Below are 16455 nucleotides of genomic sequence, written 5' to 3'. Positions count from 1 at the left end.
CGAATAGGGAGCCGGTTTTCGTTTCGACGCGGCTCAGCTTCCCGACGAAAACGTCATGCCGAGCTGGTCGAACAGGAAGGCCATATAGTCGGCCTGCTGGTCCACCCGTACGCTGAGCGCGCTGCCGATGCCGTGGCCGGCCTTGTCACTGATCGACAGATAGACCGGGTAGCCGGACATTGTTGCCGCCTGCAGCCGCGCGATCATCTTGCGTGACTGGGCCGGATTGACCCGTCCGTCATGCGTGCCGGTCGCCATGAACACCGCCGGATACCTCACCCCGTCCCGGACATGCTGGTAGGGCGAATAGGCCAGCATCGCCCTGAACTGCGCCGGGTCGGTGACGGAGCCGAACTCGGTCACGTTGAAGGCGCCGTTCGGGTCGCGTTCGATCCGCATCATGTCATAGATGCCGACCAGCGACACCACGGCGCGGAACATCGACGGCGCCTGGGTCAGCGCCGCCCCCATCAGCAGGCCGCCATTGCTGCCGCCGAGGATGGCCAGGTGCGACGGCGAGGTGATGCGCCGCGCGATGAGGGCGCGACCGGCGGCCAGGAAATCGTCGAACACGTGCTGCTTGTGGGTCAGCGCGCCGTCGCTGTGCCAGGTCTCGCCATACTCGCCGCCGCCACGGATGTTCGCGACCGCCCATACCCCGCCGGCATCGAGCCACAGCCGTGTCGCCTCGCCCGCGAAGCGCGGCGTCATCGAGACCTCGTAGCCGCCATAGCCGTACAGCAGCGTCGGACGCCTGCCGTCGGCGGACGCGCCCTTGCGGCGGATGATGGTGACCGGCACCCGTGTGCCGTCCTTCGAGGTCGCGAAGAGGCGCACCACCTCGGCATCGTCGAACCGGACCGGACTGGTCTCCGCGAGGCCGGTCGGCGCGGACCGGCCGCTCGCCTCGTCATACGACAGCACGTGATACGGTTGCAGGTAGGTCTGCACGCCATACAGCACGTGCCCCTCGACACCGGGCTCGAGCTCGTCCACCGCGGCCACCGGCGGCAGCCTGATCTCGCCCTTCGGCGTGCCGTCATGCGCGAAGATCGCCACCCGCGACGGACCGCCGACGAGTTCGCGCAGGTAGAGCGCATCGCGGGTCACCGCCACCGCCTCGCCGCCGAATTCGCCGCCGCCCTGGATCGCGCCGTCGCCCTGCGCGACCAGCAGTCTCGCATGCGACAGATCGAGGTCGGAGAGCGGCAGCGACAGGATGCGGCCGCGCGGAGCGTCCCGCTTCGAGACCAGATACAGGATATCGTCGGGACCGATCGTGCCGGCGACGACCTTGTCGGCGAAGTGCGTGACCTGGGTGACGTGCTGGGCGCCCGCCTTGTCGGCCGTCATCACGTAGTGCTCGAACTCGCCGCCATCGCCGTTCGCCACCGACACCAGGACGGCGTTCGGGTTCTCCCGGCTGTCGAGCTGGATCTCGGCGATGCGCGGAAAGTCGCGGCCCAGCACATAGCTGTCGGCGGCAGGGTCCGATCCGAGCCGGTGGTAATACACCTGCTGGAAGAAATGCCGGTCGGCCTCGGGACGCTCGGCGCCCGGATAGCGCGTGTACCAGAACCCGGAGCTATCCGCCTTCCAGGCGAGCGAGCCGCCGGCGGTCGGATATTGCGCGCGCGGCACCGCCTCGCCGATCTCCTTGCCGCTTGCCACGTCGAACACCTGCACGGTGCCGTCCTCGCTGCCGTTGCGCGACAGCGAGACCGCGACCCGGTGGCCGTCCGGTGACGGCACGAACCAGTCGATCGCGGTCTGCCCGGAGGGATCGAGCGTGTTGGGATCGACCACCGCGCGCGCCTGCGACGGATCGGCGCCAGGCGGCATCACGGTGACCATCGGCTGCTGCTTCGGCGGCTGCACGGTCAGCGTGAACAGCCGGCCGCCCGCCATGGTCAAGGAATGATACGACGGCGAGGTCTGCGAGGCAGCTTGCATGATGCGGTCATGCAGCGTCCGCCGCACGGCGAGCCGGTCCAGGGTGGCGCGGGTCCGGCTGTTCTGTGCCATCGACCATGCCGCGACGCGCGGGGTGCCGCCGTCCTCCAGCCAGCGATACGGATCGCGGATCGCAACACCGTGGTAGCTGTCGGTCACCGGCTCCACCGCCGTCGCCGGCGCGCCGCGATCGGCTGCGAGACCACGTGTCACGGCACCCTGAGCGATCGTCATGCAGGCAAGCACCGCCAGGCCTGTCTTCATCGAGCCGAGCCGCATCCTGTCCTCCCTCTGCGCCGCGAGACGCTATCTGGCCTCTGCGCCGCGAAACGCTATCCGGCCGCGATCGCCTTGGCGAGTGCGGTGCAGCAAAAGCCGATCGCCCGCGGCGCACGGCACTTCCTGATGCCTGTCGCGTTCACGCCGCATGAGCCGTCAAGACGCAGCCCCGGAAGCCACGACCATGCCGGACACCATCCCGCACCGGCGGGCCGACCGCACGCAATTGCAGCAGATCATTCTGGGCCTGAATGACGGCGTGCTGATCATCGACTCGGACCAGACCATCGCCTGGGCCAACCAGTCGGCGCTCGAGATGCACGGCGTCACTGAGCTCGAGGCGCTGGGCGGGACGATCGACGAATACCGCGCGCGTTTCGAACTGCGCTACCGGAACAACCACAAGGTGCCGGAGGGCGAGTACCCGATGGACCGGATCATGGCCGGCGAAGCCTTCGACGAGGTCGTGGTCGAGGTCGGACCGCCGGGCGAGCCGGCACGCTGGACCCACCGGCTGCGCAGCCTGGTGCTGACCACGCCGGACGGCCGGCCGGACTGCCTGGTGCTGATCATCAACGACGAGACCGAGCGCTTCAGCGCCGAGGAGCGCTTCGAGAAGACCTTCGCGGCCAATCCGGCGCCGGCGATCATCTGCCGGCTGGACGATCTTCGCTACGTCAAGGTCAACCAGGGCTTTGTCGACATGACCGGCTATGCGCGCGAGCAGCTGCTCGGCCGCCTGCTGTACGACATCGACGTGCTCGAGGCCGCATGCGATCGCGATCTGGCGGTCGAGCGGCTCAAGCAAGGGCGCACCATCCCGCAGATGGAGGCGACGCTGCGGCTCGGCGATGGCGGCAGCAAGCTGGTGATCGTGGCCGGGCAGCCGATCGAGATCGGCGAGGAGGCCTGCATGCTGTTCACCTTCGCCGACCTGGAGGCGCGACGGCGGGCCGAGGAAGCGCTCAAGCACAGCGAGGAGCGGTTCTCGAAAGCCTTCCGGATGGCGCCCGGGCCGATGATGGTGAGCACCCTGGACGACTGCCGGACGCTCGACGTCAACGACGCCTTCATCGCAGCCACCGGCTATGAGCGCCAGGAGGCACTCGGCCGCACCGAGGCGGAATTGCAGCTCTGGGGCGAGGACGGGATTCGTCGGCAGATCTACGATGCGCTGCGACGGGAGGGGCATGTCCACAGCCTGGACGTGCGGCTGTGCACCAAGCAGGGCGAGAGTGTCGACTACCTGTTGTCGGCGGAGACCGGAACCATCCAGGGCGAACCCTGTGTGCTCAGCGTCATGCAGGACATCACGGCGCGCAAGCGGTCGCAGGAAGAGCTGCTCTCGGCGATCGAGGCGGTGATGCAGGACACCTCCTGGTTCGGCCAGCGGATCGTCGAGAAGCTTGCCAACCTCGCCCGCACCGGCCAGAGGCTGCAGCCTCAAGTGGAATCGACAGACCTCTCCGTGCGCGAGCGTGAAGTCCTGGCGCTGGCCGCCGGTGGTCTCGACGACGCCGCCATCGCGGCGCGGCTGGGATTGTCGCGCGTGACGGTGCGCAACCACATGGCCGCCAGCTACGGAAAGATCGGCGTGAATCGCCGGGGCGCCGCCATCATCTGGGCCCGCGAGCGCGGCCTGGATGGCACGAGCGCGCCCAAGCGACCCGGCCGACGCGCTGTCCGGAAGGTGCGAAACAACCAGCAAATTGGGTCGAAAGCACCAAAGAATTCAGAGAAAAACTCGTCTTTTCAGGTGTTTGACTAGGAAACCCGATTATCCAACCCTCGTTTGCGATGGCAGGCAGACGAAGGCGGCCGCCGCGGCGGCAGCTGCCTGAACAGGAGGACGATATGGACAAGGATCGCATCGAAGGTGGCGCGCGTCAGGTCAAGGGCTCCCTCAAGGAGGCCATCGGCAAGGTGACCGGCGATCGTGCGACGTCCGCCGAGGGCAAGGCCGAGAAGGCAGCCGGCGAGGCGCAGAGTGCCGCCGGCAAGCTCAAGGACAAGGCGCGCAGCGTCGCCGAATAAGCCGGTCGGCACGCACCGATCCTGCATACGCATTCCTGGAGCCTCCGAGCATGTCCCTGTTCTATGGACCGATCGGCCCGACGCCGGCCGGGGCCGACGGCGCGCGGGTCCGCGTCTCCTGGTCGGCAATCTTCTGCGGCGTCGTCCTGGTGGTCGCGATCCAGATCGCGCTCGCGATCCTGGGCACCGGGGTCGGCCTCGGCCTGATCAACCCGGGCCACGCCGACAGCGCGAGTGCCTCCAGTCTCGGCAGCGGTGCCGGGATCTGGTGGCTGGTCAGCACGATCCTGTCGCTCATCGCCGGAAGCTATGTGGCGGCCCGGCTGGCCGGGGTGGCATGCCGCCTCGACGGCGCCATGCACGGCATGGTGGTCTGGGGACTGGCACTGCTCTTGACCGTGTACCTGATCACCACGGCCGTCGGCGGCCTGCTCGGCGGTGCGTTGTCGGCACTCGGGGGCACCCTGTCCGCGGCCACCTCGGTCGTCGGCGGCGCCGCATCGGCGCTCGGCGACGGTGTCAAGGCGGCGGCGCCGCAGGCGGCCCAGGCGGCCGGCATCACGCCGGACACGATTCAAAAGCAGATGTCGGCGCTGATCAACACGCCGCCACCCGCCGACCCGGCGACCATGTCGGCGTCCGACGCCACCCGCGCGATCGGCCAGGAATTTCCGGACCTGTTCGCGGCGCCGGACAAGGCGAACGTCGCCCGGCAACGGATCACCGCGATTGTCGCGGCCCAGGCGCACATCACGCCCCAGGAAGCACAGGCACGGGTGGTCAATGCCGAGGCCCAGCTCAACCAGACCCGTCAGCGTGCCGTCGACATGGCCACCCGCGCGGCGGACGCGAGCGCGAGCGCTGCGTCACACGCCTCGTTCATCGCCTTCGTCGGCCTGCTGATCGGAGCGCTTGCCGCGACCGGCGGCGGCCTCATCGCCTCTCCGCGACGCGACGACCTGCAGGCCGGTTCGTGACGCCGCTCTCCCCCGCCCCGCAATCGCACACCAAAGGAATGATCGATGGACAAACATGAAGCCAAAGGCGCCTTCAGGGACGCTATCGGCAAGGTGAAGGACGGCTTCGGCGGCGTGACCGGCAAGCCGGGCACGCAGCTGGATGGCAAGATCGACCAGGCCTCCGGCAAGCTGGAGCGCAAGTTCGGCGCAACGCTTGACGACATCAAGGAACAGGGGGCGGATCTCGCAGCGAGCGGTTCGCGTCTGACCGGTCAGGCTGCGGGCGAGATACGGGACGCGACACGCACGGCGACATCGCAGGTCGGGAACTACGCGAAGGGTGCGGCGGATGCCGGCCTGCAAGCCGGCCGCTCGATCAGCGAGAGCGCCGAGCGCCAGCCGCTGCTTTCCCTGGCCGCAGTTGCGGCGGCCGGCTATCTGGTCAGCTTCCTCGTGCACTCGCGCAACAGCCCGTTCGCGCCGGGGCGCGGCACCTAGAGCCTGATCCGATCGATCAGGCTCAGCTTGTCGTCGAACTCCCTCTCATCGGGAGCAGGGTCCTGCGAAAGCGCGAACGGACCCAACTCTTCCCGATCCGCCGTACTGAACGCGTTCAACACCGCCGGACCACGCAATCGATACGCTTGCCCGGCGTACTCGCGCGCGCGCTGCACATCGTCCAGCCGGAGATAGGATTTCGCCATCGTGAGAGCGGCGAGGGGCGCTCTCACGGAAGCGCAGTATGTGAGCGCGGCGCCCGCGATCTCGAGAGCGCCGGGGTAATCGGCGCACTCAAAAAGCGCATTGCCCAGGCTGGCTTGTATCCAGGGTATCATGGTGTTGCCGGGCAGATGCTGCTGCGCATACGCCAAGGCTTCCTGCCAGGCATCTCGCGCAATCTCGTGTTTGCCATCGGCCCCCGAGCAAATACCGATGTTTGACAATTCAAGCGCACGCGTCTTGTGCACATCCTCGCCTGCGTCTTGATTCATGACCGTCTCTCTCCTTGGATGGACAGCGCGCCAAGCAAGGTCGCCTCTCGATTACCCTATCTCGTCAGGCGGTCAAGGTGACGGAACCAGATACTCGGGCGGGATCGGGGTTCCGGGACGTTCGAAGTCGTAGAAGACCTCGACGATGTACCAGCGGCCTCCGCTCTGCAGCAATTCTAGCGACTTGACCCCTCGCCTGAAGGGTTCGGGATCATCCGGTCTCTCGCGTGATCCGTAGGAAGAATAGACATGCGCCATGATCCCGAACCGTTCGACATGGTTTGCAATGACGCGATCGAAGAAGCCGGTCGTCTTCAACCCTCGACCGGCCAGATCCGCGTAAAAATCCGGAGAGACGAACGCCACGTCCGGCGCGCGCCCGGGCTTCGGATCGACGCCGATGGCGATCCTGCCGCCGGGAACAAAGAGCGAGTCGAGGCGCTTGCGGTCGATCATGCCGCCGGCTGGCGCGGAGATGCTTTCGGCAAACGCGGTGACGATTGCGTTGATCGAGGAGACGTCGCGAGGGGCGGCCGCCGGCTGGTTCGGGTGATCACCGAGAGCACGAGACGCTCGGGCCGGCGGCGGCGCGTTACCGCAGAATGCCGGCGAAGCTATCGCAGCAAAGCCGAAGACGATGGGGGCGCCACGGAATATCGTGGCCGCCTTCATGCGTGATACCGCCATTTTGGTCTCCCTACCCCGCCCCGAGATGTGCATCACGAGCTGACAACGTCGACTATGCAAGTTCAGTGGTTGCGGCCAGAAAGCACCGGAACCGGCGGGCGACCTCGTGCGGCGGCACTGTCGGGCGGCCGAGTGCCTTGATCGAGCCGGGGCTGATGCGTGCATGCACCAGCACCGGACCGTCGCGGTCCAGGGCCGCCCGCATCGCCTGCTCGAAGCCGTCCGCGTCGTCCACCGACCAGGCGGATGCATAGCCGCAGGCCAGGGCCACTGCCGCGAAATCCACGCTCGGGGACACCGTGGCCTGGCCGCCGGTGCTGTCATGCACGCCATTATCCAGCAGCACATGCAGCAGGTTGGCCGGTTGCTGCGCGCCGATGGTCGCCAGGCTGCCGAGCTTCATCAGAGCGGCGCCATCGCCGTCCAGCACCACGACGCGCCGCTCCGGGCGGGACAGCGCCACGCCGAGCGCCATGCCTGAGGCACCGCCCATCGAGCCGACCTGATACAGATGCTGCGGCCGGTCCGAGAGCGTGAACAGCTCGCGGCCGCTCTTTCCGGTGGTGGCGATCACCGCCGCCTGCTCCGGCAGCAGCCCGAGCAGCCGCTCCAGCAGGGCAATCCGCGCCGGACGCTCGCCATGCGCCCGCAGGTCATGCATCAGTCCACGGGGTGCCAGTCGTCGTGCCGGTTCCGACAGCGCCTCGTCGGCCACGCTGCCCTGCTCCATTACCAGCGCGAACGGCAGGCTGTCGGTCTCGAACCGAGACCGTGCCGCTGCCAGCGCCGTGGCGATCGCATCGTTGCCGCGCGGGAAGGGCAGGTTCGGCACGTCGCACAACGTCAGCAGGTCCTGCGTGATGCGGCCCATCAGCGCGTGCTGCGGTTCGTCGGGGAAGCCGGGCTGGCCGCGCCAGGTCACGACCATCAGCAGCGGGATGCGGAACGGGTGGTTCAACGATGTCAGCGGATTGACCGCATTGCCCAGGCCGGAATTCTGGCAGATCACCACCCCACCGCGTCCGCCCAGCCACGCGCCGGATGCGATCGCCACCGCCTCGCCCTCGCTCGCGGCCCCAACATAGTCCAGCCCCGCGCCCGCCGTGCTGGCAACCCGGTTGATCAGCGGAGTCAGATACGAGCAAGGCACCCCGGACCAGAAGTTCAGGCCCTGTCCCGCCGCCGCATCGATGAAGGCAGATGCTTCAATCATATGGACAATGACGATCGCGGAGGCTGTTTGAAAACGCCTGCTGCTGGATGAGAGCGGCCGGAACGGCCGCGGCCGGCGTGACTTTGCGAGCACCGCAGCGCAGCGGCCGTCTGGCCGTGAGCAGCGGAGCGCAGCAAAGCCGCGCCGGATCGCCAGCAGCAGGCGTTTGCAAACAGCCTCTCAGGAGAAGTTGCGGGCGTCGGCGAGGTCCGTGATGGTGTCCACATCGAGCCAGTGCCCGGTGATGTAGTGCACCGCCACCGGATGGCGCGCATTCAGCCGCGACAGCAGCGCCGGCAGGTCTGCGGTCCCGGCCACGCCTTCCGCCTGCATCAGTGCGAGTTCGTCGCGAACCAGGTCGGCGCCACGTGCGCTCAGGCGCAGCAGGCCGATCCACTCGCCGGAGGCCTCCGGCACGGCCAGCTCCCCCATGCTCACCAGCCGCGCGGGCTGGTCGTCGAGATAGCTCGCGGAGAACGGCTTGTCGGCGGCGACGACATCGCGCGGGTCCGGCTCATGCCGGCTGCCGCCGCCCGGCGCACGCTGGCGCAGTGCATCGACCGCAATCACGATGTCGGCCTCGACCGCCAGCAGCGCATCGAGGATGTAGCGCCGGAACAGCACGTCGCCATAGACGACCACGCTCTCGCCGCGCAGCCGCTCGATCGCGCACAGCAGCGAGGCGACCTCGCCGGTGCTGGCATGCTCGTCATTGTCGAGCAGCGTGAGGTCGCCGACGGCGAGGCGAGCCGGATCGATCGCCGCCTTGCAGTAGCCGCGCACCACGGCCAGGTCGCGCACGCCGGCGCGGGCCAGCACGCCAAGCAGGTGCGAGAGCAGCGGCCGGCCACGCAGGTCGACCATGCATTTCGGCTTGTCGGCGGTGTAGGCGCCCAGCGCCGCTCCATGCGAGGCCGCCAGCACGATCCCGCGCACCGGACGGGTGCTGGGACCGGGCGGGCGCACCGGGACCGACGCCGCCGGGAGGTAGCGCTCGCCGGCCGCCTCGAGCTCGTCATTCTCGGTCAGCGCGAAGATGTCCTTCACCGAGACGATTTCGGCCTCGATGCCGGCCAGGCTCTGCTCGCGATGGATGCGCGATGCGGTCTCGCGCATCGCGGTGATCGACGCCCGCACCAGGTGGTTGGCCCAGATGATCGTCGAGATGCCGGCATGGCGGAACATGTCGGTCGGCGTGGAGTAGTACATGGTGGGCACGATGATCACCGGGCAGCGTCCGCCCCAGCGTTCCATGAAGGCCAGGATCTCGCCGGCATGGCGTTTCTTGGAATGCATCAAAATCGCATCTGCGCCGGCGGCATGGTACGCCTCGGCGCGACGCAGCGCCTCGTCCATCGAATGGCCGGAGATCAGCGCCTCGACGCGCGCGACGAGCACGAAATCGTCGTCCGGCTGGGCATCCTTGCCGGCGCGGAGGCGTCCGCAGAACTCCTCCATGTCGGCGAGCGGCTGCGCCTCGCCGATGAACGAGTTGGTCTTCGGGAACAGCTTGTCCTCGATGCAGACGCCGGCGATGCCGCGCTCGCACAGCTTGCGCACCAGGCGCCGGACGTTGTTGAAGTTGCCGTACCCGGTATCGCCATCGAGCAGGATCGGCAGGCTGCTGGCATCGGCCATGTACTCGGCCTGCTCCAGCACCTGGGTCCAGGAGGCCTCGTTGTTGTCGCGCAGCCCAAGGGATGCCGACATCGACAGGCCGGACCCCCAGATGCCGGCGAACCCCGCCTCCTCGACCAGCTTGGCAGACAACCCGGAATGCGCCTCCATCAGGAAGCCGAGCTCGGGTCCCTCGATCAGGTCGCGCAGGCGGCGGAAGCGGCTCTGCGTGGCGGCCGGCTCGCGATGCGCCAGGTCCCGGGGCGCCAAATCTGGGGACGACAGGTCGCCGGCGGCGGCGGTCTCCATCCCGTCAGGGGATCGTGCCGCGGCCCGCAAGCCTGTTCGGTCTCTCTGCAATTTGCTCAATCCTCATCGACCTGTCATCAAACCGGTTACAGAACTGCACCATGCGCTACATCTCGGCTACATATAAATGACCCTTGACTTTCCGGTTCGGGCCGCCTTCCGCGCTTTGATCCTGGCGGCAGGACGCGGGCGCCGGCTTGGCGGTGGCGACCAGCAGCCGCCGAAAGTGCTGCTCCGGTTCGGCGGCGAGACGCTGCTCGCCAGGCACCTGCGTCTGCTCGAACGGGCCGGAGCCGGCCGTGTCAGCCTCGTTGTGGGCTATCGTCGCGAGGCGATCGAAGCCGAGCTGGAGCGGATCGGGCGGCGCGGGAGCGTGGATCTGATCGAGAATGCGGCCTGGCAGCAGGGCAGCGTGGTCTCGCTGGATCGTGCCGGCCATCTGTTCGATGGCGCGGCACCGGTGGTGCTGATGGATGGCGACGTCATCTACGACCACCGGCTGCTGGAGCGGCTGCTCGGCGGTTGCGGTCCCGGCACCCTGCTGCTCGACCGCGAGATCGAGCCGGGCGACGAGCCGGTGAAGATCTGTGTTGCCGGGCTGCAACGGATCGTCGATTTCGCCAAGCGCCCCGACGTGACGCATGACTGGCACGGCGAGTCCGTGGGCTTCTTCCGCTTCGCACCGCGCCTGGCGGTGCAGGTCGCGACCGCGGCCCGCGCACTGGTCGCGGCCGGCGGCGACATGACAGAGTATGAGGCGTCGATCCGCGGCCTGATCCGCGCCGACGAGGACGGCACCGTGTTCGGGTTCGAGGACGTGACCGGCCTGCCCTGGACGGAGATCGATGTCATGGACGATGTCGAAAAGGCCCAAGCGCTGCTGCCGAGCCTCGCATCATGACGACAACCTTCTTGCCTCCCGCCAACCGGCTCCCGACCGAGGCCGAGACCGCAGCCATGCGTGCGACCGGGACTTTGGTGGTGCCCGGCTTCTTCGGCGCGGAGCAGACCGCGTCCCTGGTCGCCTGGACCGACGAGATCGCCAGCCGCCCCGAGGTGATCGGCGGCCAGATGGTCTATCGCGAGGACAGCCTGATCGAGCCGGGCCGGCGGGTGGTGCAGCGCATCGAGGATTTCTGCGGCCACCACGAGCGGATGGACCAGGTGGCCCGGTTTGGTGCGATCAGCCGCTGGCTGGGGCGGCTGATGGGCGGTCCGGCCGTGCTGTTCAAGGACAAGATCAACTTCAAGTACCCGGGCGGCGACGGCTTCAAGGCGCACCAGGACCAGGCTGCCGGCTGGAGCCGCTACGCGCCGCTGTTCGTCACCGCGCTGGTTACCATCGATGCCGCGACGATCGAGAACGGCTGCCTCGAGATCGCGACCGCGCCGCGCGCCCGCGGCCTGATCGGCGAGGAATGGGCGCCGCTCCCCGAGGACGAGCTAGGGCTGGTCGCGGTGCCGACACAACCGGGCGACGTGATCTTCTTCGACAGCTACGTGGCCCATGCCAGCAAGCCGAACCTGACGGATGCCCCGCGACGGGTGCTCTACCTTACCTACAACCTCGCCGAGGCAGGCGACCATCGTGCCCGCTACTTCGCGGAGAAGCGCGTGGCGTTCCCGCCCGACATCGAGCGGGCGCCGGGATCGCGCTACGTGTTCAGGGTGTGAGGCGCCAAGGAACGCTCGGTCACCACCAGCGCCAGTGACAGCAGCCCCAGGCCGGCGCCGGCGAGTGCGGTCAGCGGCCAGCCGCCCTCGGCCACGGTGAACGAGCCCAGCGCCGAGCCGCACGCACCGCCCACGAACACCAGCGCCATATAGACGCCGGTGATGCGGCCGCGCGCGTGCGGCTGCAGCTCGTAGATCACCCGCTGGCTGACCACCTGGTTGGTCTGCACGCAGGCATCGATCAGGATCGCGGTGAGGCCCAGCACCAGCAGGCTGCCGGCATCGAAACCCCAGCGCGACACCAGGAAGCAGGCGGCCATCAGCACCGGCACCGCGCGTGTCACCGGGCGCACCAGGCCACGATCGGCGAGCCGGCCGGCCAGCGGTGCGGCCAGCGCCCCGCCCGCTCCGGCCAGGGCGAACAGGGCGATGCCGCGCTGGGTCAGGGCGAACCGGGACGCCAGCATCAGCGGCACCGCGGTCCAGAACAGGTTGAAGCCGGCGAAGGCAAGCATCTGGTAGGCGATCCGGCGCTGCAGCGTGCGCAGCCGCAGCATGTGCAGCATCGAGGCCAGGATCTGACCGTAATGCGGCGCGGGGCCAGCCCGATGAAGTTGGGGCTGCCAGACCGGCAGCACCCGCCGCAGCACGATCGCCAGCAGCAGCATGGCCAGCGACGAGGCGTAGAAGATCGTGCGCCAGCCGAAGCTCGCGGCCACCAGGCTTGCGACCGGCCGCGCCAGCATGATGCCGGCGATCAGGCCGCCCATCACGTTGCCGATGACCCGCCCGCGCTGCGCGTCGGGCGCCAGGTGCGCCGCAAGCGGCACCAGCACCTGGGTCGCGACCGAGCCGAAGCCGACGACGAACGAAGCCACCAAGAAGGTGTCGGTGGAGTCCGACAGCGCGACGCCCGCGAGGCCGAGACCCGCCACCGTCAGGATGATCGCCACCAGGCGGCGGTTCTCCAGCATGTCGCCGAGCGGCACCACCAGCAGCAGGCCGGCCCCGTAACCAAGCTGGGCCAGCGTCACGACGAGGCCCGACAGGCGCACCGGCAGGCGCAGGGCGTGGCTGATCGGGCCCACCAGCGGCTGGGCATAATACAGGTTGGCAACGATCGCGCCGCAGGCCAGCGCCATGATGGTGGTCAGGCGCCCGGTAATTTGCGGCGGGGTGGTGCGCGGCGCGCCGGTCGCCTCCAGGCTCGCGCCGCTCAAGACTCGATCATGCCGCGTATGCGCGTCCCCAGGGTGCTCATGGCGAACGGCTTGGTCAGCAACTCCATGCCCGGCGCCAGCAGGCCGTTGCCGATCACCGCGTTCTCGGCGTAGCCGGTGATCAGCAGCACCTTCAGGTCCGGGCGCCTGGCGCGGGCGGCATCGGCAAGCTGGCGTCCGTTCATGCCTCCGGGCAGCCCCACATCCGTCACCAGCAGGTCGATCTGCGCATCGGACCGCAGCACCTGCAGCCCGGCCGTCCCGTCCTGGGCCTCGATCACCGCATAGCCGAGATTCTCCAGCACCTCGGTCACCAGCATGCGCACGGTCGGCTCGTCATCGACCACGAGCACAGTTTCGCCGCTGCCGAGGCGCGGCAGCCGGGCCGCGGTTTCCGCCTCCATCCCCGTGCCGGTGTCGGTGACGCATAGCGAGACATACTGTCCCGTCGGCAGGTCGCGCTCGCGCGCCGCCCGCACATCGAACCGGCTGTTGGCGGTCTCGATGGTCAGCCGGCCGCCGTCGGGCATTGCGTCGCGGCCGTTGATGCACAGGTTGAGCAGGGCGTTCTCGAGCTGGTTCGGATCGCACAGCGTCATCCACAGGCAGCCCTCCTGGACCACCTCGACCGTGATCATCGGGCCGACCGTGCGCCGGACCAACTCCTCCATGCCGCCGATCAGCCGGTTCAGGTTGATCGGCCGCGGATCGAGCGTCTGCCGGCGCGAGAACGCCAGCAGCCGATGCGTCAACGAGGCGGCGCGTCCGGCGGCTCCCACCGCCGCGGTGATGTAGCGGTCGGCACCCTCCAGGCGCCCCTGCGTCAGACGCGTTCCCAGCAACTCCAGGCTGCCGGTGATCCCGGTCAACAGGTTGTTGAAATCATGTGCGATGCCGCCACTCAACTGGCCCACCGCCTCCATCTTCTGGGACTGGCGCAGCTGGGCCTCGAGTACGCGCTGCGCTTCGGCCGACGCGCGCTCCGCGGTGACGTCGCGTCCGACGGCATGCACCCGTCCCGCCTCCGGCACCGCCGTCCAGGCGAGCCAGCGATAGCTGCCGTCGCGATGGCGGTAGCAGTTCTCGAAGCGCTGGGTCACCCGGCCGTCCGCCAGCCGGGCAAGTTCGGTGCGCGTCGCGGCCAGGTCGTCCGGGTGGATCAGCTCGGCGCAGTTGATGCCCAGCAGGTCGGGCTCGTTCCAGTCCAGGACGCGCCGCCAGGCGGGGTTGACGCTCTCGATGACGCCCTCGAGGGTCACCACCAGCATCACGTCCGACGACAGCCGCCACATGCGGTCACGGTCGGCGGTCCGCTGCGCGACCAGCCGCTGCAGATCGTCGGCAAGCCGGCGCAGCTGGTGCTGGCCGCGCCTGCGCTCGATGGCGTCCCGCGCCCGGTCGGCCACCTCGCGTATGAAGCCGAGCTCGCTCTCGGTCCAGGCCCGTGGGTCCTTGTTGTTCAGGTAGAACAGCGCCACGAAGCGACCCTGCTCGACGATCGGCAGATTGACGAGCGACCGCGCCTCGATGCGTTCGAGCGCCGCGACCGTGGTGCGCGCGTCGGTCTCGGCGTCCGCGAAGACCACCGTCTCGCCGCGCTTGAGGTCCTCGATGTAGGAGCCGAACTCGCGGAAATGCAGCGTGCCGGCGAGGCTGGAGGTTCCTGGCAGCGTCCAGTCACGCTCGATGGTGATGGTCTCGCGCACCGCGTCGATGGTGCCGTAGCCGGCCCGGCTGACCTCCAGCGTCCGGCCCATGATCTCGGCCGCGGCGCGAGCCATGTCGGCGGGATCGTCGAGTTCGCGCATCCGGTCGCCGAGCTCGACCAGGGCCTGCATGCGCAGCGCCACCTGCCGAGCCTGGGTGACATCGCGCGCCACCATGCCGAAGCCGGCGATCCGACCCTGGGCGTCGCGCAGCGGGAACACGCTGCAGGAGACGGACACCATCGCCGCGATGCCGGCGCCGGCGGCGTCTTGCCGGCGCAGGCCGAGATCGCCGCGCCAGACAGCGCTAGCCTGCACCTCCGGCAGGACGTGACCCTCGAAGGCCTGACCCGAAGCGGCCCCGGTTCCGTGCATCACGAGATTGGCGAGCCGGCGCCGGTACAGCAACGCCGGATCGGTCAGCCCGATCAGGCGCTGCCCGGCCTCGTTGAGATAGTCCACCAGGCCATCGGGTGAGGCCATGGCGATGAAGTCGGCCGACTGCTCGACGAGGGCCGCGAAGCCGCGCGCGGAGGCCTCGATGCGATTCGAGCGCGCGCCGGTCGCGGAGGCCTCGTCCGGACCTGAGCGATCCAACGGTCGCGGGGCTTCGGTCACTGGGGATCCAATCGGTCGCGGAGATGCAGCGAAACCAGTTTGCAACCGGGATCACGCGCCAAAGTTGCAGCGGCCGGGCACTGGTGCGCCTGGACAGATGCACGTATCGATGCCGCGGTCCCTTGCGAGACCCAAATGACAGCCTGTCCCGTACGGCACGGGAACGACATCGGAGACCGGATGCAGCCCAGATCGAACCCCAGCCGCCGGCACCTGCGTCCGGCGGTTTCCTTGTTGTCGCTGCTTGCGATGATCGCCGGCTGCGCCACCCCGCCGGCGGCGAGCGACCCCGACGCGGTTGCCGATTTCAAGTCGACCAACGATCCGCTGGAGCCGACCAACCGCTTCTTCTACGCGGTGAACGACGGCATCCTGACCTACGCGCTGACACCGGTCGCGCGGCAGTACCGGGCGCTGGTGCCGCAACCCGTCCGGACCGGGATCCACAACGTCCTGAACAACATGGGCATGCCGGTGCAGTTCGTGGACGACGTGCTGGAGGCAAAGTCCCGGCGCGCCGGCGACACCTTCATGCGGTTCGCGCTGAACACCACCGTCGGGATCGGCGGCGTGCTCGATGTCGCAAAGCAGGCGGGCTATCCGGACCACAATGCCGACGGCGGCACCACGCTGGCGCTCTGGGGGGTTCCGGCCGGCCCGTACCTCTATCTGCCGGTATTCGGCCCGTCTGGGCTGCGCGATGGCATCGGCCGCGGCATGGATGCGGCCTACAGCCCGTTCACCTGGCTGTCCTTCGACGGCTCGAACTCGCTGGGCTGGTCACAGGCCGGGCTGGGCGCGCTCGACCAGACCTCCGCGCACCTCAAGGATATCGAGCAGGTGAAGGCCGGGGCGCTGGATCCCTATGCGACGTTCCGCAGCCTCTACCGGCAGTTGCGGGTGTCGCAGGTCAACGCGATCCGTAACGACGACCGGGCGACGGTGCCGGACTGGTATCCGAACGCCGGACCGAACCAGGCGACCAGGCCCAGGACCCCGGTCGGTCTCTCGCCGCGCCCCGTGCTCACGCCGGCGGCGGCACTGCCATCGACCGGCGGGGCGCCACGGAGCAGTTAAAAAAAAGGCGGCGCACGAGGCGCCGCCCAAGTTTAGGGAGGAAACGTCCAAGATGTGGCGCGCCTGAGCAACGCCACGATTGTAATTATGGACATCGCTCCGCAGAGAGTCAACGAC

14 protein-coding genes are annotated in these 16455 nt (G+C 68.6%); 7 read left to right on the top strand and 7 right to left on the bottom strand.

Annotated elements, in window-relative coordinates:
* Positions 1–33: 33 nt before the first annotated feature.
* Complete coding sequence (locus ACQY4O_RS16555) at positions 34–2217, bottom strand: prolyl oligopeptidase family serine peptidase (RefSeq protein WP_428377439.1); 2184 nt, start codon at positions 2215–2217, stop codon at positions 34–36.
* Positions 2218–2380: 163 nt separating this feature from the next.
* Here ACQY4O_RS16555 and ACQY4O_RS16550 point away from each other — a divergent pair, with 163 nt between their 5' ends.
* The 4 genes from ACQY4O_RS16550 (at position 2381) to ACQY4O_RS16535 (ending at position 5723) form a co-directional block, all read left to right on the top strand.
* Positions 2381–4000, top strand: a complete 1620-nt coding sequence (locus ACQY4O_RS16550; RefSeq protein WP_428377438.1) for a PAS domain S-box protein — start codon at positions 2381–2383, stop codon at positions 3998–4000.
* An 86-nt stretch (positions 4001–4086) separates the two neighbouring features.
* Positions 4087–4266 (top strand): CsbD family protein, encoded by a 180-nt coding sequence (locus ACQY4O_RS16545; RefSeq protein WP_428377437.1) that lies wholly within the window; start codon positions 4087–4089, stop codon positions 4264–4266.
* A gap of 50 nt (positions 4267–4316) precedes the next feature.
* Positions 4317–5243, top strand: coding sequence for a hypothetical protein (locus ACQY4O_RS16540; RefSeq protein WP_428377436.1), 927 nt, complete (start codon positions 4317–4319; stop codon positions 5241–5243).
* A 45-nt stretch (positions 5244–5288) separates the two neighbouring features.
* Positions 5289–5723 (top strand): CsbD family protein, encoded by a 435-nt coding sequence (locus ACQY4O_RS16535; protein WP_428377435.1) that lies wholly within the window; start codon positions 5289–5291, stop codon positions 5721–5723.
* Here ACQY4O_RS16535 and ACQY4O_RS16530 read toward each other — a convergent pair.
* From ACQY4O_RS16530 to aepX, 4 genes are all read right to left on the bottom strand, one after another.
* A complete protein-coding gene (locus ACQY4O_RS16530) occupies positions 5720–6217 on the bottom strand; it encodes a hypothetical protein (RefSeq protein WP_428377434.1) in 498 nt (165 codons plus the stop codon). The two genes, ACQY4O_RS16535 and ACQY4O_RS16530, sit on opposite strands and share 4 nt — an antisense overlap.
* A 72-nt stretch (positions 6218–6289) precedes the next feature.
* Positions 6290–6904 (bottom strand): hypothetical protein, encoded by a 615-nt coding sequence (locus ACQY4O_RS16525; RefSeq protein ID WP_428377433.1) that lies wholly within the window; start codon positions 6902–6904, stop codon positions 6290–6292.
* Between the two features lie 52 nt (positions 6905–6956).
* The gene (gene aepY / locus ACQY4O_RS16520; protein ID WP_428377432.1) at positions 6957–8117 is read right to left on the bottom strand and encodes a phosphonopyruvate decarboxylase; all 1161 of its coding nucleotides are present in this window, start codon (positions 8115–8117) and stop codon (positions 6957–6959) included.
* Between the two features lie 180 nt (positions 8118–8297).
* Entirely contained in the window at positions 8298–10043 is a 1746-nt protein-coding gene (gene aepX, locus ACQY4O_RS16515; protein ID WP_428377431.1) for a phosphoenolpyruvate mutase, read from the bottom strand.
* 127 nt (positions 10044–10170) lie between these two features.
* On the opposite strand from aepX, the gene ACQY4O_RS16510 reads away from it, so the two are divergent.
* Complete coding sequence (locus ACQY4O_RS16510; RefSeq protein WP_428377430.1) at positions 10171–10944, top strand: NTP transferase domain-containing protein; 774 nt, start codon at positions 10171–10173, stop codon at positions 10942–10944.
* Positions 10941–11717: a phytanoyl-CoA dioxygenase family protein gene (locus ACQY4O_RS16505; RefSeq protein WP_428377429.1), complete on the top strand. Its 777-nt coding sequence runs from the start codon at positions 10941–10943 to the stop codon at positions 11715–11717. Before ACQY4O_RS16510 ends, ACQY4O_RS16505 begins: the two co-directional genes overlap by 4 nt.
* Here ACQY4O_RS16505 and ACQY4O_RS16500 read toward each other — a convergent pair.
* Both ACQY4O_RS16500 and ACQY4O_RS16495 read right to left on the bottom strand, forming a co-directional pair.
* A complete protein-coding gene (locus ACQY4O_RS16500; RefSeq protein WP_428377428.1) occupies positions 11699–12937 on the bottom strand; it encodes an MFS transporter in 1239 nt (412 codons plus the stop codon). The two genes, ACQY4O_RS16505 and ACQY4O_RS16500, sit on opposite strands and share 19 nt — an antisense overlap.
* A complete protein-coding gene (locus ACQY4O_RS16495) occupies positions 12934–15240 on the bottom strand; it encodes a PAS domain-containing protein (RefSeq protein ID WP_428377427.1) in 2307 nt (768 codons plus the stop codon). Before ACQY4O_RS16495 ends, ACQY4O_RS16500 begins: the two co-directional genes overlap by 4 nt.
* Positions 15241–15441: 201 nt before the next feature.
* On the opposite strand from ACQY4O_RS16495, the gene ACQY4O_RS16490 reads away from it, so the two are divergent.
* Entirely contained in the window at positions 15442–16338 is an 897-nt protein-coding gene (locus tag ACQY4O_RS16490) for an MlaA family lipoprotein (protein ID WP_428377426.1), read from the top strand.
* Positions 16339–16455 lie beyond the last annotated feature (117 nt).

The organism is Lichenicoccus sp. (genome assembly GCF_965277665.1).
GTDB lineage: Bacteria > Pseudomonadota > Alphaproteobacteria > Acetobacterales > Acetobacteraceae > Lichenicoccus.
This window is presented reverse-complemented; position numbering and strand designations above follow the sequence as displayed.